This is a genomic window from Planktothricoides sp. SR001 (genome assembly GCF_001276715.1).
Taxonomy (GTDB): Bacteria; Cyanobacteriota; Cyanobacteriia; order Cyanobacteriales; family Laspinemataceae; genus Planktothricoides; species Planktothricoides raciborskii.
Genome location: NZ_LIUQ01000023.1, coordinates 2,428 through 21,410, shown reverse-complemented (window position 1 = coordinate 21,410; position 18,983 = coordinate 2,428). Strand labels below are relative to the sequence as shown.

The window sequence follows — 18,983 nt, the reverse complement described above, 5'->3', positions numbered from 1 at the left end:
GACAGTGGGGGGACGCGGGAATCACCGTGTATGGATTCCCGCCTTCGCGGGAATGACAGTGGGGGGGCGCGGGAATGACAGTGGGGGGACGCGGGAATGACAGTGGGGGTTATTGCTAGAAAACACCGGCTGCATTTGTGTTATATTTGTCAGTAGCATTTGAGGATCAACTCAACTGGAGTCAGAGAAAAAATATGCCAGCAGAACAATATCCTTTTGCCCAAGAATTAATTACAGATGTTTCCGGTCAAATTCGTAAAGTTATCTTGGATTTTAATGACTATAAGCGACTGCTAGAAGTGATTGAAGACGAAGGACTTTATCGAGCCATGATGGAAGTCAAAAATGAAACTTCCTTGGACTTGGAATCCGCCCTAGCTGAACTTGAGAAAGAATGAAAACCGAGTATAAGCCGAGCTTTTTAAAAGACCTGAAGGCTCTGAAAAGTACGCCTAGCTTTGAAACAATAAAAGCGTTAGCATTTACAGAAATCCCTAATTTACAAAAATTTGAAGAGATTGGTAATTTAAAAAGGCTAAAAGGGGATGACAATGCTTATCGAATTCGCATCGGCGACTATCGCCTGGGAATTTTCTTTGATGGCGAAACAGTTATCTTCGCTCGCGTTCTACATCGTAAAGATATCTATCGCTATTTTCCCTAGCTATACGCGACATAGGCGATATAGGCGATCGCGCCTAGGAAATAGCTCGCCCGTGGCTATTTTTTGGTCTTGATATTCTGGACTATGATTGACTATATTGGTCAGAATATTTTATAATCTAACCAATGTTTCTTATCGGATAGATATATTTCGTGTTTTCACAATCAAAGAAGCTCGATAAACTAATCAATCAAGGGATTGACTACTACAAGCAAAGTCAGTATGAAGCCGCCCTTGAGTGTTTTAATCAAGCGATCGCGTTAAATCCTAATTGTGCCAGAGCCTATCATTACCGGGGTTGGTTGCATCTAGCCAACAATAATCCTGGTGAACTTCTGAATGACTTACAGACTGTATGTAGATTATTAAACGATAAATATTATGAGCGATTAGTCAATAAGATTGAAAAAATAATCCCACAATTGTTTTATCGAGAAGACTCCCTTTCATGGATTTACTGTGAAGAAGATGACTCTTGGTACGAAAGTTACAGCGATATTCCTGGAGGAGATATTTATATCGGGATCATCGGTGACATAGAAGCAGAATTAATGGAGCAGCGATCGCAAGAATTCTATTGGCTTAGAAATTGGCTCTTTGCTAGAATAGAAGAAATAAATAATCTTCAGTTAAAGCGCAATAAAAATGCCAAGTTTAATCAAGAAAAATTAATCAGATATCAGTTGCCTTTGTGTAATTCACACTCAGAAATTGCTGCCGCGATCGGATTAAGCGTTAATGGTTTGCGGTATCTCGCTTTTTCTCGTAATAAATTGCACTACACTAGATTCAATATCCCTAAGAAAACTGGAGGAAAGCGGGAAATATCAGCACCGCTGCCGCTGCTGAAAAAGGCGCAAAATTGGATTCTACATAATATTCTAGAAAAGCTAGAAATTCACCCCGCTGCTCATGGCTTTTGTCGCCAAAAATCTATTGTCACCAATGCTCTACCTCATGTAGGCAAAGATGTCATCATTAATATCGATTTGAAAGACTTTTTTCCATCAATTTCTTATCCACAAGTCAAAGGGCTGTTTAAATCATTAGGATATTCGGAAACCGCTGCGGTAGTTTTCGGTTTGATTTGTACTGAACCCAGAGTAGAAAAACTAGAAATAGACGGAGAAAGCTGCTTAGTTAATCTCAAGGAAAGACGCCTTCCCCAAGGGGCGCCAAGTAGCCCAGCGATTAGTAATCTGCTGTGTAAAAAGCTCGATCGCCGACTTAGTAATATGGCCAAAAAAATGGGTTTTATGTACACTCGTTATGCAGACGATCTAACTTTTTCTTGTTCTATAGATAGTCGGGAGAATATTGGTCGGCTATTCAAAGTAACCAATTTGATTGTTCAAGAAGAAGGCTTGGCAATCAATCCAGATAAAACGAAAGTTCGCTGGAAAAATCGACAGCAAGATGTGACAGGATTGGTGGTTAATCACAAAATTAATATTTCTAGGAAAACGCTGAAAAAATTTCGGGCGACACTATATCATATTGAGCAAGATGGCTTCAGAGGTAAGCATTGGGGACAGACTAATACCAATGACTTAATGGCATCGATCGAGGGTTTTGCTAATTTTGTATGTATGGTCAATCCAGAAAAAGGGGCTAAATTCAAGCAGCAGGTGCAACGGATCAAAGATACCTATAAAAAAACCGATCAAAAAGCCCATCAAGCCAACCATGAAAGCCCAAAAACATCGGCACAGATTTATGATTTAGTATTTCTGATCTTTTCCGCATTATTTTGGCTCGGCTGGACTTATAAGAAAAAACTTGAATATCTGCGCCAAACTTATGGAAAGACTGCAATCAAACAACTGAGACCAAACCAGCAATGGGAATTTTTAAATTACCTTTTAGAAGCGATTGTGTCTCAGGAAATTAAGACTCATTTATCTTTAGCTGATTTACAAAGCAAGGAAATTCATAACTTTAAGCAAGTTTTATGCTGTTTAGACTATTACAAGGGACGAAAATGTAAATCTTACGCCATACCCAGTTTTATCATAAATAATACTCCGATATGGGAAGATAAAATGGCTGATTATTTAGATTTTTTATGTAGGATATATAGAGAATATCTACGATTAGGCTGGACTGACAACCAAAGAGAGAATTCCGCTGCAAAAACCTATTTGCAAGAAACCTATCATGTGCTATCGCCTTTGGCTCTGACCCTAAAACAATTGCAAGACTTTCTCGAATATCTAAAACTTCAGCCCACACCAGAAGTGTGTTCTAATTCCCAGCCTGATTCTTATGAATATGATTTTTCTGATTCTTATGAATATGATTTTTCTGATTCTTATGAATATGATTTTTCTGATTCTTCTGATGATTTTTCCGATTCTTGTGAGTATGAGCCTCCTTATTAGGGAAAATTCCGAGCGGTTGGGCGCTAAATCTGTTATAATCGAACCGTCACGCGCCAATGTCAACAAGTCAAAAGCCTTGCAAGATGTGGGAGGGTAGATATATCCTCTCCGAGGACGGTGGATCGCCGTTCCTACATTTAAGCTAGTCCAAAATCGCCCGATGCCTATCGGCTGGCTGGCGAAGTAAGCATGAATGTCCTCTGATTAAAGAGATAAAGTCGAAGGCACAATCTTGAGGGCGCGTGACACCCCATTAAAAATGATGATCGAGAAAAGAATCAGTTTCATCGAAAGACTATCAGGGCTGATGCCGAGCAATTTCCTGCAAGTCTTTGTCAATCACAATTATAGCTGTTCATGTAAGTTTTTTTAAAGCTTTTTAAAGCCACGGGTTTAAACCTGTGGCGACCATATTATGAAAAAACCATGTAGCGATCGCGCCCTTGTTGTTTGGCGCGGTATAAAGCCACATCCGCTTGTTTTACCAATTCCTCTGGGAGATCATTGTGATGCAAATCCCCATACTGACGGTGACAATATCCCTGATATCGGAAGCTTGATGGGGAATTGAGAGCGATATTGCATCCGCAACGAGGAGCGATATTGCTCCGCAACGCGAAAGCTGCGATATTGCTCCGCAACGCGATCGCGATCGCACCTGAGACTGAATGCGTTGGGCGATCGCCACTGACTCAGGTTGCTGAGTATTGGGCAAAACGACGACAAAAGCACCATTTGCGGTAAAAGCGGTTTTATTTTTTAATGAACCACAAATTTTCGCAGAGGGGAAGCCTGACTTAACATATGGGCGCAATGCTTGCTTGCGCCCGGACAAAATATTTTCAGCAATAAATTTTCAGCCATAATTTATCTGCCGGAAATATCGTAAACCTACACCCTATAAAGGCTGCTGATGCTCTCTGGTCTTGGTCTATATAAAACCGCTGTAAACCAGACTGAATTTATTTCATTCTATTGACTACATTAAATAATGCGGAGTAATCTTCCTCCCCCAGGTTTTCAGTCATGGCAATTTCTAAAATTTCTTTTACTCCGGCTAAACTACTCACATTTAAACCTAAAGCTTGGGCTTCTTTAAGGATTAAATTAGTGTCTTTTAATAGATGTTTGGTGGGAAAATTAGGATTAGCAAAGTTCCGGTCAATCATCCGCTGTAATTTTTTGTCAAAGGTCGGTGCATATAAGGCACTTTCCCGGAGAATTTCCATAAAAACTTCTATATTGACCCCTTGTTTTTGGATTAATCCTAAACTTAAGGCAAATCCAGTGGTTAAATTAGCAATCAGTTGATTTAGTGCCAGTTTTAAGGTCATTGCCGCACCTACAGGGCCGATTAATTTAGGTTCTGGACTAAAGTTTTTTAGCAGCATTAACCATTTTTGAAATTGCGCTTCTGTGCTGCCAACCATGACAATGAGTTGACCTGTTTTTGCTTCGGGGATACTGCCAAGTACCGGGGCTTCCATATATTCACCTCCGAGATGGGTTACTTCAGAGGCGATCGCCTGACTTTCGCTGGGGGCAATGGTACTCATGGAAATGATTATCCGTCCCGATAATTGGCTACGAGTCGATTCAGAAAATAACATTTCCCGGATGGCATTGGCATCGGTTAACATTAAGAATATACAATCGCAATAATTCAAAACTTCTTGAGGCGAAGCGGCTATTTTTGCGCCTTTTTCTGCCAATGGTTGCACTTTTTCGGCAGTGCGATTATAGACCATTACTGATAAGTCTGCCTCTAATAGTTTATTGGCCATTGGTAATCCCATTAAGCCCGTACCGATAAATCCAATATTCATTATATGCTCCATATATGCTCCATAATTTGTTGTTGGCAACGGATAGATGAATTATGGCAGAAAATGGATCTATTTTTGGCGATTTTTTGGGCGATCGCTCCACGGGTATGATGTTTATTGCAACTCGGTTTTTTAAACTACGGAATAAACAACCGACCGGCTCCCATGTAATCTTGAATATCCAGCACAATCTCCACCAGTTTTTCTACACAAGAGTCTCGATAATCATATTCTGATACTCGCGACCGATCGCCAATGGTGATAATAGGGAATGAGGTGGAGGTATTTTCTTCGCGCATAACTCTTTCCAAAGAGTCTTGCCCCTTGGCATTGCGGTTAGCTGTTAGCAAAATCATTCGATTCGCTTGAGCAAATTGCCAAACAGCACGGTCATTGCTATTTGCGGGTAGTCCAACATCTGCAAAAGTTATTAGCCGAATAGAAACGAGGTCTAACCACCCTCTAGAAGCAAGAATTCCAGCAAAGAGAATCGCTTCCTGATTCAAATTGTAATCAACTAGAATAATCATTGATTTTTTGCTTCCCGGCGTCTTCTTTGTTCTATAATCTTAAGTCGAGCCGCTTCGTGACCAGGACGGGGAGGCATTGCGGCAATGCGAGCAAAATGTTCGCGGTTACGTTCTTCCCAATATATTCTCGTCTCTTCTGCTTGACGCAAAATTTCTTGATACTCTGCTTCTACCGCTGAGTTATGAGTTTGAATATAAAAAAGAGCCCCATCGATTTGCTCGTCCGTTAGCATGAAGGCATCGCGAATGTACTTGCGTGGATACTCCGCTTTGAGATAATCCATTATGTCATAGATAGTGATGCGAGTACCCGCGATGGTTAGTCCCCGTTCGGTACGGATAATTATCTCTTGTTCTTGGTGATTAATCGTCATCAGCACTTTCTCCTGTAGTCTTATCCAAGATTTTCGACCCGATCGTATCGATGATAACTCAAGTAGCCCCTGGGAGGAACATAAAGCCAGTAGAAGTAATTGTCTGCTGTGCGATCGCCTGGAGGGAAGCATTACGCCCCTACTGGCGATTATTTTTGATTATTTTTGATTATTTTTTGTTGGGATAAGCGATCGCCCACGTCGATCGCTTATGCCAAATTACCAGAATATTGGCTGGTCAAATATTGTTGAATCACTGGCTTAACTGTAAACACGGTTTCCTGGTCTTGGGTAATTTTTTCAATGAGCGATCGCCTGGACAAAGATTTAATCGCATTCAATATTTCTGAGAGAGATAATTCTAATTCTTGGACTAAAGCGGAAGTGGTTACAGAATCCTCGGCTGTGACTAGATAAAGCATCACTTTTTTCTCCACCTTTGATAAGCGATCGATCTGCTGCTTTAATTTCTGTTTAAAAGCATCATCCAAAAACAGCGCCTCATATTTTAAAAATTCAGAAACTCCACCGGAAAATAAATCGGCGATCGTGGTCGCCACCATTTTCAACCAAAAGGGATGACCTCGGTATTGGTGAATCAGGTCAGGCCATGTTTCTTCATCCCCTAACTCTTTTTCTCGGAAAAATTCCCCAGCGGATGATGCGGACAAGCCCTTTAATTGATAACAGCGAACCGGCGCATTTTCTCCTTCTAATTGACCAATTTCTGCCGGAGGTTCCCAACCCAGTAGCAGCAAACAACTCTGATGATAAAATTCGCCGATTCTGCGGAAAAAGTCCCCATAATCTTCATAGCCCGGTTGGTAATGACCGGCCAATTGACCCCTACTGAGAATCATTTGCCCATCATCCAAAATCAGCAAACAACGATATTCTTGCAGCGATTGCATCAGTAAAGATAATTGGTCTTCTGTATCTGCGGGGGACTCTCTTTCTGATTGATTAGAAAGCGATTTCAGCAAATTAGTCAAAAGCTCTTTTAAGGGAGGAGAAGACCGCAGACTTTGCCAGATAATATAGTCAAACTTATCTTGAATTTGGGTGACACATTGCACCGCCAAGGTAGTTTTACCAATTCCGCTTAACCCCACCAAAGCTACCAGTCTTGTGGATTCTTTTACGATCCATTGTTCCAGGGTGTTCTGTTCCTCTGTGCGTCCGTAAAAACTGGCAAATCGCCAAAACCTGGTTTCTTCAAGAAACCGGGTTTTTGTCTCCCACAAACCGGATTTTTTATCTTCTTCTGAGTTGGCTGCGTGATCGCCCTTTTTTGAAGGGTGGGTTAGGGGGCGATCGGCTTTATCGCTTTTAGACTTCCGTTCTCGTCCCTTCTTTTCTGGTCGTTCTTTCTCCTCCCCATAATGCACAGTATCCCCACAAACACTGAATTTACTAATATAAATTAAATCTTTATTGACTTTATTAAATAAAAAATTTTTAGAAAAGTTTAATCGCTCAACTGTAGCGCGAAAATTAAACTTATTAACCTCTTGCCCTAATGCCTGGGACAATACTTTCCATAACTCTGAGGCCACATCTTTCACATGACCCTCACTACAGTGGAATTCCTCAGCAATTTTCGAGTATTTTTTCCCCTTGCAAGCACCGCGTAAAATATCCTGCTGTAAATTATCCAGATGTTTGCCCGTTTGCGTAAAAACCAGTTCGTCTGCCAATGTCAAGATTTCGTGAACATCCATAAGTCGGGGAGATGCAGGAATTTTGATTATTTTAGCCGACTTTACCCGACTTTTTCCGACTTTAACTGACTTTTTTTGCCAAACCAGCTTTCGGTGGGTTATTCCTGTCCAGGACTTGCGCCAATCTTGTGATTCAAAGCTATCGGTAGGGTGTTGTTCCGAGACGGTGACACACCAATACCCCATATATAGAGTCGTTGCGTAAGTCCTAATAGGGTTTTGTAGGGGCGCAATGCTTGCGCCCCCAACCTACAGCGGTTTTCCGATTACTGAACCACGGTAGGGCGAAGCATTCCGGTAGGGGCGAAGCATTCCGGTAAGGGCGAAGCATTCCGGTAGGGGCGAAGCATTCCGGTAGGGGCGAAGCATTCCGGCAGATAATTGATTGCTTAGAATATTGTAGGGGCGAATGGCCATTCGCCCCTACTGCCGGAATGCTTCGCCCCTACAATGCCGGAATGCTTCGCCCCTACAATGCCGGAATGCTTCGCCCCTACAAAATTCCCTCGTTCCCATGCAGAGCATGGGAATGCCCAACCAGAGGCTCTGCCTCGCGAGAGTTGCCGACTTAATCCGACTTAATCCGACTTTTTGACAGTTAATTTTGCCATTTATTAAAAATAAAGTCCCTACTAAACAAGACTTTTTCCGACTGGACATTAATACTTAATTGATAAATAATTTTATAAGATCATAGCAAGCAACCGAATTTTTTTGATCGGCTCAACGGCGATATATTCACCTGAATACATCGCAGCCCATCCATTTTGTCATCTCATCGCTTTACACCAGGGAATCTTTATATAGCAACACTCATTGCTCATAGATTACTCGTTTCCATATCGCTTTTATGCTCTGCATTTCCATACTCAGGACTTACGCATAAACGCTATTGGTAGGGTGTTGTTCCGAGCGGTAACGCACCACAACCCCATATATAGAGTCGCTGCGTAAGTCCTAATACTCTGCATAGAAACAAGAACGTAAACCTCTATTTCCTTAGAGAGGAATTGACCTATGGCTGTTAACTTATTTGACGCCAACTTCTACCGCTCAGTTAACCCAGACTTGGCCGGTTTAAATGATGCTCAAGCCTACCAACATCTGATTAGTTTTGGCCTGAACGAAGGGCGGACATTTTCATTGTATGTAGACTTAAACACTTACCGAGTCAGCAACACCGACTTAGCTGCTGCCGGGTTAATCACCAATCAGCAACTCTACGACCATCTCTCAATTTCGGGGGCAGCAGAAGGACGGAATTTTTCCCCAGTATTTAATGCCAATGTCTATCGGGCATTGAATCCCGACTTGCAAGCGGCTGGTTTAAATAACGAGCAATTGTTAGACCATTTTCGCGCTTTTGGCATCAACGAAGGTCGCCAAGCTTCAAACTCTTTTAGTGTCGGTTTCTACTTGGCAGCTAACCCTGACTTGCAAGCTGCTGGTTTCAACAATCAACAAGCATTGCAACATTATGTATTCTTTGGCATAGCCGAAGGACGCATTGCGGCACCGGGAGGTGGAGTGAAGCCAGTGATACAAGCGCCGCAAAATGCTGGCGATCCTTTTCCTCCGGGTGGTACTACACTCAATGCTTCTAGCAATCTCGGTGTGATCAATGGCTCATTTAGCCTAACTGATTTTGTGGGGACGGACGATCCCAACGACTATTATCGCTTTGTCTTAGAAAATAATAGTGAGTTTGATTTAACCTTGGGTGCTTTAACTGGTGATGCTACTGTGCGGTTAATTAAGGACTATAGCCAAAACGGAGAATTCGATGATGGAGATGGAGACGTTTTCTCTGGCGACTCCGGCAGTTCCAGTGAGAATGCCAAGATTAATCAAGCCTTAGCCGCAGGCACTTATTTTATTGAAGTCTCTCCTTATTATTCCTCTGGCAAAGCTGACTACGATTTGAGATTGAATGTCACTCCTAAACCGGGAAATACAGCCGTAGATCCGGGTAATACCTTGAGTACGCCTCTGGACATAGGGTTTATCAATGGTGAGATAAACTTTAAGGAATTTGTAGGCGAAACCGATCCTAACGATGTCTATCGCTTCAACCTTAGTAATAATAGTGACATCAAGTTAACCCTAAGTTCCTTGACCGATCGTGCACACATAGAACTGATTCAAGATAAAAACGGCAACGGTCGAACCGATCAGGGAGATGGGGATCTTTTAGGAAGCGACGACAACTATTCCAATAGCAATGGCTATATTAACACTGCTCTTCAAGCCGGTACTTATTTAATCCGAATCTATACTTATTCCAGTTTGTCCGGTGTTAACACCAACTACAGTCTGACAATTTCGACTCAACCCAGCGCTGAAGTCATCAAAAATAACAGCAATATTGACATAATTGCTAACATTGACCCTCTGACTAACAGCAGCACCGTAAATGAATTACCGGCAAGCGCTGACTTTGGCAATGTGTCGCTAATTCAACAATTCACTGGCAATAGTGCCGTTGAATTGGGCAATGTTGCCAGCAATCAACTGCCGAATACGACTCAGGATTTAATCGGTGATGGTTTGGGAATAGGCTCCGATTTCGGTAGCGGTTTCAGTAGTAATCTACTGGATAATGCCAACTTTAACTCCACCCTAAGTTTGCTGTAATACCAGTCACCGATTATTATGGTGAAAATGGTGCGTTACGGCGAACAGATAAATTAACCGTGGGAAATCAAAGATTATCTCCGCCTAACACACCCTACCAAACTAGAGAATGTCCCTCATTCCTCTGTGTATCTCTGTGTCTCTGTGGTGAAATAATAGTAACGCACCGATTATTATAGTTAAAATTGTGCGTCTAGGCGGACATATAAATTAACCGTGGGCAATCAAAGATTATCGCCGCCTAACACACCCTACCAAAATTCGCCCAAAAAATAACCCATGTAGGGGCAAAGCATCCGCGCCAAAATCTTGAAAATCCACTAAAATTTATCTACGCGGATGCTTCGCCCATTGCCAATTTTACAAAATTAGGCGCAATTCCTATGAATAAAAAAAAAGTCTTTACCCAATTGCCAGCGGTTTTTATTTTAACCCTTGGTTCGCTAATTCTCAGCCCAACAATCGCGAACTCTCAACCCCAAGAAACCATCGATCGCTGGGCGGATAATTTTTTCTACAGTGTTAATCCTCAACTATCTCGACGAAAAATTCGGGCTGATGAAACCCTATATATCCGAGAATGGAATGCCATTGCTAGAGTGGTTCCAGATATTTTAGTTTATGAGAATAGTACCTGTGGCGGAGACAAGCCAACTTTTGAGTGGCTGCTAGAAAATTATGATGGTCAATCGCGCAATGGACTGAACTTAGTCAGCGAGGATCTTAACAAAATTGCCGATGCCATATTTTATGTGCGTAATCCTGAATTGGGAGGTCGCAGAATTCAATCAGGAGAAACAGGGTTAGCCAATGAATGGATGAGAATTAGAACCGCAGTAAGTCGGTTACATCCTTGTGATTAATCAGCTTTTGTTGGGTGCGTTAGCGGGTGATAAAACCTAGGGAAAATCCAGTAAATTATATTCCCGCGTAACGCACCGATTTTTATAGTTAAAATTGTGCTTTACTGCGGACAAATCAATTAAATTTGATCTTTTCTTTGTGTATCTCTGTGTTTCTGTGGTAAAATAAATCTTCAGTTAAAATGGTGCGTCTAGGCGGACAGATAAATTAACCCTGGGGAATCAAAGATTATCGCCGCCTAACACACCCTACCTTAAATCTATTATGCCTGAGAATTGCTATAATAAAATCACCCAACAGCAATTGAGGGGAAAATTACCATGATGTCACCCAAATTACTAGAAATCGATCGCACCATTAGAAATTTGTCTTTGGCAGAACAACAGTGGCTTTTGGATCGGTTAACCAAGCAAGTACAAGAACGCACCCAAAGCAGGGGCAAATTTTCCGATTTGGAAGCCATTAAGCAACAACTAGAAGATATGGCTAACGATCCAGATATCCAAAGAGAAATTGCCGAGATAAATCAAGAATTTGCGATCGCTGAAATGGATGGACTAGAGAATGTCCCTCATTCCTCTGTGTATCTCTGTGTCTCTGTGGTGAAATAAATCTTCAGTTAAAATGGTGCGTCTAGGCGGACAGATAAATTAACTCTGGGGAATCAAAAATTATCGCCGCCTAACACACCCTACAACCTACACCGTTAAAAATCAATGGTCATCGGCGCACGGGGGAAAGGAATTACATCCCGAATATTTTGCATCCCGGTCATAAATTGCACCAAGCGCTCAAATCCTAAACCAAAACCAGCGTGTTCTACAGTTCCATAACGGCGTAAATCTAAATACCACCAATAGTCATCTAATGCTAGTCCTTGCTTTTGAATCCGGGACTCTAAAACATCCAGCCGTTCTTCTCTTTGGGAACCGCCGATAATTTCGCCAATTTTCGGGGCTAAAATATCCATCGCCGCTACGGTTTTATTGTCATCATTTAACCGCATATAAAACGCTTTGATTCCTACGGGATAATCTGTGACTATCACCGGCTTTTTAAACAGTTCTTCCGCTAAATAGCGCTCGTGTTCCGATTGTAAATCTAAACCCCATTTTACCGGAAATTCAAAAGTTTTCGAGGCTTTTTCTAGGAGAGAAACTGCTTCGGTGTAGGTAATCCGTTCAAATTGGTTATTGATAATATTATCAGCGGTGGCTAATACGGTATTATCAATGCGTTGATTGAAAAATTCCAGATCGTCCGGGCAAGTTTCTAGGACGAATTTGAAAATATATTTTAAGAACGCTTCGGCTAAATCCATGTCCCCTTTCAGGTTACAAAAAGCCATTTCCGGTTCCACCATCCAAAATTCCGCTAGGTGGCGAGAAGTGTTGGAATTTTCCGCCCGAAAAGTTGGCCCAAAGGTGTAGACATTGCTAAAAGCCATCGCCATGACTTCCGCTTCTAACTGTCCGCTGACCGTGAGAAATGCCGGTTTGCCAAAGAAGTCTTGACTATAGTCAATGTCTTGGGATTTGGTGCGCGGGGGTTCTTTGAGGTTAAAGTTGGTCACGGCAAACATTTCCCCCGCCCCTTCGCAGTCACTTGCGGTGAGGATGGGAGTATGAACCCAAAGAAAACCCCGTTCTTGGAAGAATTGATGAATGGCGTTAGCGGCAGCGTTGCGGACTCGGAACACGGCCCCAAAGGTGTTGGTGCGCGATCGCAGATGGCTAATCGTCCGCAAGAACTCAAAAGAGTGCCGTTTCTTTTGCAAGGGATAAGTTTCTGGATCCGACTCTCCCAACAGTTCACAAGTTGACGCTTTCAGTTCAATGCGCTGTCCTTTTGCGGGGGATGCCACTAATACCCCGGTTAATTCTACCGAAGCCCCAGTATTTAAGCCCTTGACTACTTCCTGGTAGTTGGACATCTCAGGACTGAGGACAACTTGCAAATTGCCCATAGAGGAACCGTCGTTAATCTCTAAAAAGGCAAAATCTTTTAATTCTCGTTTGGTGCGAACCCACCCTTGAACTGTCAAAGCGTCATCAGGTTCGCCACTGCGTAAAATTTCAGCAATCCGTTTAGTCATTTTTTTTCGCGGTATTTGAGAGGTTATCAATAAAAATCCGGTCAACCAGCACAAGATTTTAAGATCCAGCCTATAATAAGGCCCAACCCGCCAAACCGGATCGCTTGCCAAAAAGGTTCTTTTAAACTGGATAAGCTAAAAAGTTGACTTTCTAAATTGAGTTCAATGGTGTCAAGTTGTTCCTGGATATGTCGCAGTTCGTCGCGGAGGGGTTGACGACGCGATCGCTCATAACTGGGAGTACGGCGTAATTCTTTTTTTAACTCTGCGGCACGTTCCCTGAGTTGCGCTTGCAGGGCTTGATTTTGCTCGATTTCGCTGTAGCGTTGCTTTAAATCACTGAGAGATTTTTCGACTTCTTGCAAGGCTGTGGCAAAATCCAAGTCATCATCAGACTGTTGATTGCTTTCTGGGGTGGGGGTGGGTTCGTTGGGGTTGGGAGTAGGCGATGTCATCGGCAAACCTAAAATATCTGTAGAGTAAAACTATTGTTGTCTTAACTGCTGGATTTATTTTATGGCCACAATGCCGAACAATCCCTTATTTGCCGTTTCTGCGAATTTACAAAGTCCCACCTCTGCCAAATTGCAGGATGTCAGTACCTTAGAATTGGCTCAAGCTTTGGCGGAACGCTTGAGTATCACCGATCTGAATTGGCATAAAAGCAAATCTAACCGCAATGCCCGATCGCTGGAACAAACTGCGGTTGCTCTAGTCTTCTTGTTAAAAAATAATCCTGAAGAAGCCCTGGCTCATTTACAACAAGCAACAGGGTGGTTAGATCGGTCAATTTCGGCGCCCCCTTGTCCCACTCATGGCGATCGCCGTCAGCCCAAATAAGTCAATAGAAACCAACTTTTATCAATTTAAAAGATGATTCCTTGGTTGACTGATGAAGATTAGATAATTAACCACTATTATGTAAGCATTCAGTGGGTAGCCAAAGGGCGATCGGCAAGGCGGAAAACCTATTAATCGCTTAAAAATGAGCGCTGCTCTCTGAACGCTTACCGCCATCATCAATAATTCACGGTTTACCGTGAGGGAGCAAAGCTTAACGCAATATTGGGCTACGAGAATAGTGATTTACAACCTTACATAGACTTAATTCTCTCAGGTTATTATTCCAATGAACTTTATCGAAAATCTGGTGTAAAATAAACAATCCTCTGCCGCATTCCTCTTCCTCGTGCGGGAATTCTTCATTAGTTTCATTGGCGTAAGCGGAATTGGGGCAATAAAAACCATTTCCTTGATCGGAAATGATCCACCAATACTCATCACGAACTACGGAAAACCGAATTTCAACTGTTTTACTTGGGTCTAGGTTATTGCCATGTTGAGCTGCATTCACTAAAGCTTCTTGTAGTCCCAGTCTAATTTCTGCCTGCCATTGACTGGGAACTTCTGCCAATAGCAAATCTAAAATTGGACAGAGATATAGCGTAGAGGCAAAGCTAATTTTGTTCCAGCTACGTCCTTTGATCCGAGGTGATATAGCAATCACAGAAAAACCCCGCAGTTTTGATTAATAAATGAACATGGTTTGTCTAGGTGTCATCCTAAATATCCTTGAGGAGTTGCTAATTGCCTAAATGCTAATCAGCGCTAATCACCGAGTTACTTTGTTACTTTCGCAGCCATGTCAGAATCATAGACAAAAATCGTCAATGATGCTTGAATGTATCGAAAGATACTTATGAAAGATACTGATGATTGCATATGATGGCAACTCACCAAAAAAGGGATATTTGTGTCACCCCGATCGCGAATTGTTGTGGATTCCGGCAACAAAGCGATCGCATCCAAAAAGGTAAGTTGCTCCCCAAGGTGGATCATTGAGTTTCAGATAGATATAGGGTCAAACCCGCACAATCTGTGACTCGTTAAGCAGGATCCAGTTAACCGATTAAATATTAATTATTGATCAGTGCGTGTGCGGCATTGACAGCCGATGGATCGGCATTTGTTTGTCATCAAACTTGCCAGCCTTTTTTGGCGGCAGGTCACGGAATTTGTAGTTGCCAAATCATCCAAATCATACTGCTCGTGACCCAAGGTTCTCACTAAGTATATTTTTATTTTATCTCAAGAATCAGCAAAACACCAGAGGTTTAGTCAGATTCAAATAATTCCCAGGGAATCATTGCATCTTGAATTCCACACATTTGATTCCGTATTTAGGCATTCATAGTTATAATAGCCTATTTGTCGATGGACTGGATCGTGCGAGTTTTTACGGAATCAGGCCATCCAGAAAACCGGAAATAGCTTAGGGCGATCGATGTTATCCCAGGAGTTCACCCCCTTATCTGGACTATTTTCTCGGTAATTACACATAATCAGATCCATCAACGACCCCCCAGCCAAATCCGGCAAAATAGAGTGATTTCCATCCCATGCTTAACCTGGGTCTAAATAGGAAAAAAGTTAAATTTTTATTAAAATTTTTTATTGAATAATCACTCATCCTTTGGATTTACAAATCTATCCGATGGCGGCCCTACACCCCAGGAACCAAGGACAAAAAAATCTGCTTAAGATACAATTATTCACAAAACTTATTATTTCTTAATCATCATGGCGGATAGTGCAGTCCTAGCTTCAGCAGAAATTTGCGGTGATTACTGGCAATGGCGCGAACAGTCGATTTATTATGTTCGGGCCGGAAACCGACATTCGGGGCGCCCACCGTTGTTATTAGTACATGGTTTTGGGGCTTCCACCGACCATTGGCGGAAAAATATTCAGGAATTACAACAAGATTTTGAAGTATGGGCGATCGACCTGATTGGTTTTGGCCGTTCGGCGAAACCGAAATGGGTCTACGGGGGGGAACTTTGGCGCGATCAACTGCATGATTTCATCCAAGCACAAATTGGGTCGCCCGTGGTGTTAGCCGGTAACTCCCTGGGGGGTTATGCTTCCTTATGTTTGGCAGCCCAGCGCCCTGAGTCTGCCGCTGGGGTGATTTTACTTAATAGTGCGGGGCCTTTTAGCGAGACATCAACGGACACATCATCGGACACACCATCGGCGCCCAAACCATCACCCGTTCGGCAAGGGATGAATCAACTGATCCGAGGAGTTTTTCGCCAAGAGTGGGTCAGCTTTTTGATTTTCCAATGGACCAGACGGCGATCGGTGATTCGGAAAACCCTGGAAAAAGTCTATCTGGATACCACTGCGGTGACGGATCGACTGGTGGAAGAAATTTATCGTCCTTCCTGCGATCCGGGGGCGGCGGGGGTTTTTGCTTCGGTGTTCAAGTCTCCTTCTGGGGAAAAAGTAGACCAGCTACTCCAAGAGTTGAACTGTCCCCTGTTGACTCTGTGGGGGGAAGGCGATCCCTGGATGAATGTGCGCGATCGCAGTCAAAAGTTTCGTCAATATTATCCCCAACTCACCGAATACTTCCTCAAAGCCGGTCATTGCCCCCATGATGAAATTCCCCAACAGGTCAACGAATTAATCAAAACGTGGGTTTTCTCCAATTGTTTAATGTAGGGTGGGCAAAATCTTGCCTACCCTACCACTAAGGTGGGCAATTTTGCCCACCCTACCATTTAATAAAATCGGGGATGAATCCTGGGGTGGAGTAACCGATCCACAGGTTTACCCTCTTGAAGATGTTGTTCGATAATCTCCGGCACATCGGTGGGTTTAACCCGGCAATACCAAACATCATCGGGGTTTACCTTCACCGTTGGGCCGGAACTGCACTGACCGAGACAACCACAGCCACTCACCGTGAACTCCGGCAATCTAAGTTGCTGAAACATCGCCAGCACCTCTGCGGATCCGTTGCGCTGACAAGATTGATACTGGCAAATGGAAACACACTTATATGTTGTCTGTGCTATTGACGGTGCCGTTGACGGTGCCATTGACTCTACCATTGACGGTGCCATTGACGGTGGCGTTGCTTGTGGATCATTTATGGGTGTCATCGCTCAAATCTCTACATAAATCTTTACAAAAGATCATAACAAGGTCAACGATAGTTTGCCGATCGCCTTTCCTTTGAAGTAATAGTTTAAATTTCCAGAAAAGATCGACTTTTGTGCGGATATCTGCGAAAATTTTTCTAGCACAGTCAAACGTTCCAGTAATCTAACCTGATTGATTAGGATCTGGATCCGAAGTCATTCAAACGCCTGGGTTAGAGAAAATATCACCTAGGCTAAAAATTAGCTAGACTCTAGTCTCGTTTATTGGGTTCGGTTCAGCAAAATAACAGATCCATCATCTTAGATAAAATTGGGGCAACCCATCATCTAATCTGGTAATAAGCTGGTAAAAAGAAATGCTTGTTTAGCTTCTTGTTTAGCTTACTTAGCAGATAGCCTAGATGTCTTGATGCGGATAAGAAATATTCTAACCAAGATTCTAAGCAAGCAGATTTCGATGGCTGAAAATTAGTTATAAATGTAATCAGAAGTATGTCAAAAACAGTTGGTGAAGTAATGACCCGCGATCCGATCTTAGTGCAGCCTCAAACTTCTTTAGAAGAGGCGATTAAGATTTTAGCGGAAAAACGAATTGGCGGTTTGCCCGTAGTTGATGAGTCAGGAAAACTGCTGGGAATCATCTCAGAAGGTGACTTGATGTGGAAAGAAACGGAGGTAAAACCGCCAGCTTATATTATGTTACTGGATAGCGTGATTTATTTGGAAAATCCAGGGCGTTATCAGCGAGAACTCCATAAGGCATTGGGCCAAACTGTAGGCGAAGTGATGAGCGATCATGTTTTGACGATTAAACCAGGAAAATCTGTTAAAGATGCCGCCAGGTTGCTGAATGAAAAGCGGATCGATCGCCTGCCGGTAATTGATGATAATGGCCATGTTGTAGGAATTATTACTCGTGGAGATATTGTCAGATTTATGGCTTCCGGTGAAGATTAGTTGATTGTATCCTTGTAAGAATCTCTAGCGAATAATAATCGAGCATTTATTAAATTACGAACATGACGATAACTCCTGAGTCTATTCAGCAACAGCTACAGTCAGAAAATGTGGGCGATCGCCTCCGTGCAGTCAATGATTTACGTCACCTTGACCCGGCGATCGCATTTCAACTGATACAAACAGCCATTAAAGACCAAAGTGCTCGAGTTCGCTATGCTGCGGTGAGTCAGATGACGAGTTTGGGTGAGCAGGATCGAGAAACAGCCTTAACTGTACTGCGCGATCGGCTACATAATGACTCAGAAGCCGATGTCCAAGCAGCCGCTGCGGATGCTTTAGCCGCCTTAAAATTGACCGAAGCCTTTGATGACTTGCGCCAACAATACGAAACCACTAAAGAGTGGCTGGTTAAATTTAGTATTGTGGCAGCCCTGGGAGAAATGGGAGATCCGCGATCGTTTGAAGTCCTAGAAGATGCTCTGCTCAACGGGGAACAACTGGTAAAAACTGTCGCTATTAGCGCATTAGGGGAACTGGGCGATCGACGGGCGATCGCGTTATTGCTGCCTTATGCCACGGATCCCGATTGGCAAATTCGTCACCGACTGACCCAAGCATTAGGGACACTTGGTGGGGCAGAAGTACGAGCGACTTTAGAGCAACTGGCAAGTGATGAAATGGAAATCGTCGCTCAAAGTGCTCAAGTCCATCTCCAGCAAATATAGCGTTTCTCATACTTATGAGGTACTGAGCTTTCTCTGTCATTCCCGCGAATGCGGGAATCCACAGAGCCACTACACCTCACAATATTTCAAACTGCTATATAAAGTCATCCCTTCAATTCAGGAGCAGTCACGAACCCGGTCTAATCAACCGGGTTTGTTGTTTGTTGGTTGTTGGTTGTTGGTTGTTGGTTGGGGTGTGGGGAGTGTGGGGTGTGTGGGGTGTGTGGGGAAGAGAGAAAAGAGAATAGAGAAAAGAGAA

At 42.9% G+C, this 18,983-nt stretch carries 21 protein-coding genes; 11 read left to right on the top strand and 10 right to left on the bottom strand.

Annotated elements, in window-relative coordinates; all coding sequences use genetic code 11:
• The first annotated feature begins 194 nt into the window (after nucleotides 1-194).
• The 3 genes from AM228_RS14875 (at nucleotide 195) to AM228_RS14865 (ending at nucleotide 3,045) form a co-directional block, all read left to right on the top strand.
• Entirely contained in the window at nucleotides 195-398 is a 204-nt protein-coding gene (locus AM228_RS14875; protein ID WP_054466892.1) for a hypothetical protein, read from the top strand.
• A complete protein-coding gene (locus tag AM228_RS14870; RefSeq protein ID WP_054466891.1) occupies nucleotides 395-664 on the top strand; it encodes a type II toxin-antitoxin system RelE/ParE family toxin in 270 nt (89 codons plus the stop codon). The genes AM228_RS14875 and AM228_RS14870 overlap by 4 nt, the downstream gene beginning before the upstream one ends.
• Before the next feature lie 152 nt (nucleotides 665-816).
• On the top strand, nucleotides 817-3,045 hold the full coding sequence (locus AM228_RS14865) for a reverse transcriptase domain-containing protein (protein ID WP_054466890.1): 2,229 nt from the start codon (nucleotides 817-819) through the stop codon (nucleotides 3,043-3,045).
• A gap of 481 nt (nucleotides 3,046-3,526) precedes the next feature.
• On the opposite strand, the gene AM228_RS32745 is transcribed toward AM228_RS14865, so the two are convergent.
• The 6 genes from AM228_RS32745 to AM228_RS32740 all read right to left on the bottom strand — a co-directional run bounded on the left by AM228_RS32745 (nucleotide 3,527) and on the right by AM228_RS32740 (nucleotide 7,913).
• On the bottom strand, nucleotides 3,527-3,880 hold the full coding sequence (locus AM228_RS32745) for a hypothetical protein (protein WP_156331807.1): 354 nt from the start codon (nucleotides 3,878-3,880) through the stop codon (nucleotides 3,527-3,529).
• A 127-nt stretch (nucleotides 3,881-4,007) separates the two neighbouring features.
• Nucleotides 4,008-4,871, bottom strand: coding sequence for an NAD(P)-dependent oxidoreductase (locus AM228_RS14860; protein ID WP_054466889.1), 864 nt, complete (start codon nucleotides 4,869-4,871; stop codon nucleotides 4,008-4,010).
• 137 nt (nucleotides 4,872-5,008) lie between these two features.
• Complete coding sequence (locus tag AM228_RS14855; RefSeq protein ID WP_054466888.1) at nucleotides 5,009-5,401, bottom strand: hypothetical protein; 393 nt, start codon at nucleotides 5,399-5,401, stop codon at nucleotides 5,009-5,011.
• Complete coding sequence (locus AM228_RS14850) at nucleotides 5,398-5,775, bottom strand: DUF433 domain-containing protein (protein ID WP_054466887.1); 378 nt, start codon at nucleotides 5,773-5,775, stop codon at nucleotides 5,398-5,400. Before AM228_RS14850 ends, AM228_RS14855 begins: the two co-directional genes overlap by 4 nt.
• A gap of 209 nt (nucleotides 5,776-5,984) precedes the next feature.
• Nucleotides 5,985-7,682, bottom strand: a complete 1,698-nt coding sequence (locus AM228_RS14845) for an NB-ARC domain-containing protein (protein ID WP_054466886.1) — start codon at nucleotides 7,680-7,682, stop codon at nucleotides 5,985-5,987.
• A 63-nt stretch (nucleotides 7,683-7,745) separates the two neighbouring features.
• Nucleotides 7,746-7,913 carry a hypothetical protein gene (locus tag AM228_RS32740; RefSeq protein ID WP_156331806.1) on the bottom strand — a complete coding sequence of 56 codons (168 nt, stop codon included), beginning with the start codon at nucleotides 7,911-7,913 and terminating at the stop codon, nucleotides 7,746-7,748.
• Here AM228_RS32740 and AM228_RS32735 point away from each other — a divergent pair.
• The 4 genes from AM228_RS32735 (at nucleotide 7,906) to AM228_RS14830 (ending at nucleotide 11,605) form a co-directional block, all read left to right on the top strand.
• Complete coding sequence (locus tag AM228_RS32735) at nucleotides 7,906-8,091, top strand: hypothetical protein (protein ID WP_156331805.1); 186 nt, start codon at nucleotides 7,906-7,908, stop codon at nucleotides 8,089-8,091. The two genes, AM228_RS32740 and AM228_RS32735, sit on opposite strands and share 8 nt — an antisense overlap.
• A 422-nt stretch (nucleotides 8,092-8,513) precedes the next feature.
• Entirely contained in the window at nucleotides 8,514-10,130 is a 1,617-nt protein-coding gene (locus tag AM228_RS14840) for a PPC domain-containing protein (RefSeq protein ID WP_054466885.1), read from the top strand.
• A 383-nt stretch (nucleotides 10,131-10,513) separates the two neighbouring features.
• The gene (locus AM228_RS14835; protein ID WP_054466884.1) at nucleotides 10,514-10,993 is read left to right on the top strand and encodes a hypothetical protein; all 480 of its coding nucleotides are present in this window, start codon (nucleotides 10,514-10,516) and stop codon (nucleotides 10,991-10,993) included.
• Nucleotides 10,994-11,314: 321 nt separating this feature from the next.
• Nucleotides 11,315-11,605 carry a hypothetical protein gene (locus tag AM228_RS14830; protein WP_054466883.1) on the top strand — a complete coding sequence of 97 codons (291 nt, stop codon included), beginning with the start codon at nucleotides 11,315-11,317 and terminating at the stop codon, nucleotides 11,603-11,605.
• A gap of 95 nt (nucleotides 11,606-11,700) precedes the next feature.
• On the opposite strand, the gene asnS is transcribed toward AM228_RS14830, so the two are convergent.
• Both asnS and AM228_RS14820 read right to left on the bottom strand, forming a co-directional pair.
• Entirely contained in the window at nucleotides 11,701-13,089 is a 1,389-nt protein-coding gene (gene asnS, locus AM228_RS14825; protein WP_054466882.1) for an asparagine--tRNA ligase, read from the bottom strand.
• Between the two features lie 41 nt (nucleotides 13,090-13,130).
• Nucleotides 13,131-13,544 carry a hypothetical protein gene (locus tag AM228_RS14820; protein WP_054466881.1) on the bottom strand — a complete coding sequence of 138 codons (414 nt, stop codon included), beginning with the start codon at nucleotides 13,542-13,544 and terminating at the stop codon, nucleotides 13,131-13,133.
• A 70-nt stretch (nucleotides 13,545-13,614) separates the two neighbouring features.
• Between AM228_RS14820 and AM228_RS14815 the strand changes: the two genes are divergently transcribed.
• Nucleotides 13,615-13,929 (top strand): DUF6439 family protein, encoded by a 315-nt coding sequence (locus tag AM228_RS14815; RefSeq protein WP_054466946.1) that lies wholly within the window; start codon nucleotides 13,615-13,617, stop codon nucleotides 13,927-13,929.
• A 214-nt stretch (nucleotides 13,930-14,143) separates the two neighbouring features.
• Here AM228_RS14815 and AM228_RS14810 read toward each other — a convergent pair whose 3' ends face one another.
• Nucleotides 14,144-14,596: an anti-sigma regulatory factor gene (locus AM228_RS14810; protein WP_054466880.1), complete on the bottom strand. Its 453-nt coding sequence runs from the start codon at nucleotides 14,594-14,596 to the stop codon at nucleotides 14,144-14,146.
• Between the two features lie 1,073 nt (nucleotides 14,597-15,669).
• On the opposite strand from AM228_RS14810, the gene AM228_RS14805 reads away from it, so the two are divergent.
• On the top strand, nucleotides 15,670-16,596 hold the full coding sequence (locus tag AM228_RS14805) for an alpha/beta fold hydrolase (protein ID WP_054466879.1): 927 nt from the start codon (nucleotides 15,670-15,672) through the stop codon (nucleotides 16,594-16,596).
• A 59-nt stretch (nucleotides 16,597-16,655) separates the two neighbouring features.
• Here AM228_RS14805 and AM228_RS14800 read toward each other — a convergent pair whose 3' ends face one another.
• Nucleotides 16,656-16,988 carry a ferredoxin gene (locus AM228_RS14800; RefSeq protein WP_054466945.1) on the bottom strand — a complete coding sequence of 111 codons (333 nt, stop codon included), beginning with the start codon at nucleotides 16,986-16,988 and terminating at the stop codon, nucleotides 16,656-16,658.
• Nucleotides 16,989-17,531: 543 nt separating this feature from the next.
• Between AM228_RS14800 and AM228_RS14795 the strand changes: the two genes are divergently transcribed.
• Nucleotides 17,532-17,996 (top strand): CBS domain-containing protein, encoded by a 465-nt coding sequence (locus AM228_RS14795; RefSeq protein ID WP_072160781.1) that lies wholly within the window; start codon nucleotides 17,532-17,534, stop codon nucleotides 17,994-17,996.
• Between the two features lie 62 nt (nucleotides 17,997-18,058).
• Nucleotides 18,059-18,724 carry a phycobilisome degradation protein NblB gene (nblB, locus tag AM228_RS14790; protein ID WP_054466877.1) on the top strand — a complete coding sequence of 222 codons (666 nt, stop codon included), beginning with the start codon at nucleotides 18,059-18,061 and terminating at the stop codon, nucleotides 18,722-18,724.
• The last annotated feature ends 259 nt before the right edge of the window (nucleotides 18,725-18,983 follow it).

Excerpts from the sequence above, each read along its gene's own strand:
- AM228_RS14860 (WP_054466889.1), bottom strand. The coding sequence starts at position 4,871 with ATGAATATTGGATTTATCGGTACGGGCTTAATGGGATTACCAATGGCC.
- nblB (WP_054466877.1), top strand. The coding sequence starts at position 18,059 with ATGACGATAACTCCTGAGTCTATTCAGCAACAGCTACAGTCAGAAAAT.
- AM228_RS14805 (WP_054466879.1), top strand. The coding sequence starts at position 15,670 with ATGGCGGATAGTGCAGTCCTAGCTTCAGCAGAAATTTGCGGTGATTAC.
- AM228_RS14820 (WP_054466881.1), bottom strand. The coding sequence starts at position 13,544 with ATGACATCGCCTACTCCCAACCCCAACGAACCCACCCCCACCCCAGAA.
- AM228_RS14815 (WP_054466946.1), top strand. The coding sequence starts at position 13,615 with ATGCCGAACAATCCCTTATTTGCCGTTTCTGCGAATTTACAAAGTCCC.
- AM228_RS14850 (WP_054466887.1), bottom strand. The coding sequence starts at position 5,775 with ATGACGATTAATCACCAAGAACAAGAGATAATTATCCGTACCGAACGG.
- AM228_RS14830 (WP_054466883.1), top strand. The coding sequence starts at position 11,315 with ATGATGTCACCCAAATTACTAGAAATCGATCGCACCATTAGAAATTTG.
- AM228_RS14875 (WP_054466892.1), top strand. The coding sequence starts at position 195 with ATGCCAGCAGAACAATATCCTTTTGCCCAAGAATTAATTACAGATGTT.
- AM228_RS14840 (WP_054466885.1), top strand. The coding sequence starts at position 8,514 with ATGGCTGTTAACTTATTTGACGCCAACTTCTACCGCTCAGTTAACCCA.
- AM228_RS14835 (WP_054466884.1), top strand. The coding sequence starts at position 10,514 with ATGAATAAAAAAAAAGTCTTTACCCAATTGCCAGCGGTTTTTATTTTA.
- AM228_RS14795 (WP_072160781.1), top strand. The coding sequence starts at position 17,532 with ATGTCAAAAACAGTTGGTGAAGTAATGACCCGCGATCCGATCTTAGTG.
- AM228_RS14855 (WP_054466888.1), bottom strand. The coding sequence starts at position 5,401 with ATGATTATTCTAGTTGATTACAATTTGAATCAGGAAGCGATTCTCTTT.
- AM228_RS32740 (WP_156331806.1), bottom strand. The coding sequence starts at position 7,913 with ATGGCCATTCGCCCCTACAATATTCTAAGCAATCAATTATCTGCCGGA.
- AM228_RS14845 (WP_054466886.1), bottom strand. The coding sequence starts at position 7,682 with ATGGGGTATTGGTGTGTCACCGTCTCGGAACAACACCCTACCGATAGC.
- asnS (WP_054466882.1), bottom strand. The coding sequence starts at position 13,089 with ATGACTAAACGGATTGCTGAAATTTTACGCAGTGGCGAACCTGATGAC.
- AM228_RS14870 (WP_054466891.1), top strand. The coding sequence starts at position 395 with ATGAAAACCGAGTATAAGCCGAGCTTTTTAAAAGACCTGAAGGCTCTG.
- AM228_RS32735 (WP_156331805.1), top strand. The coding sequence starts at position 7,906 with ATGGCCATTCGCCCCTACTGCCGGAATGCTTCGCCCCTACAATGCCGG.
- AM228_RS14800 (WP_054466945.1), bottom strand. The coding sequence starts at position 16,988 with ATGGTAGAGTCAATGGCACCGTCAACGGCACCGTCAATAGCACAGACA.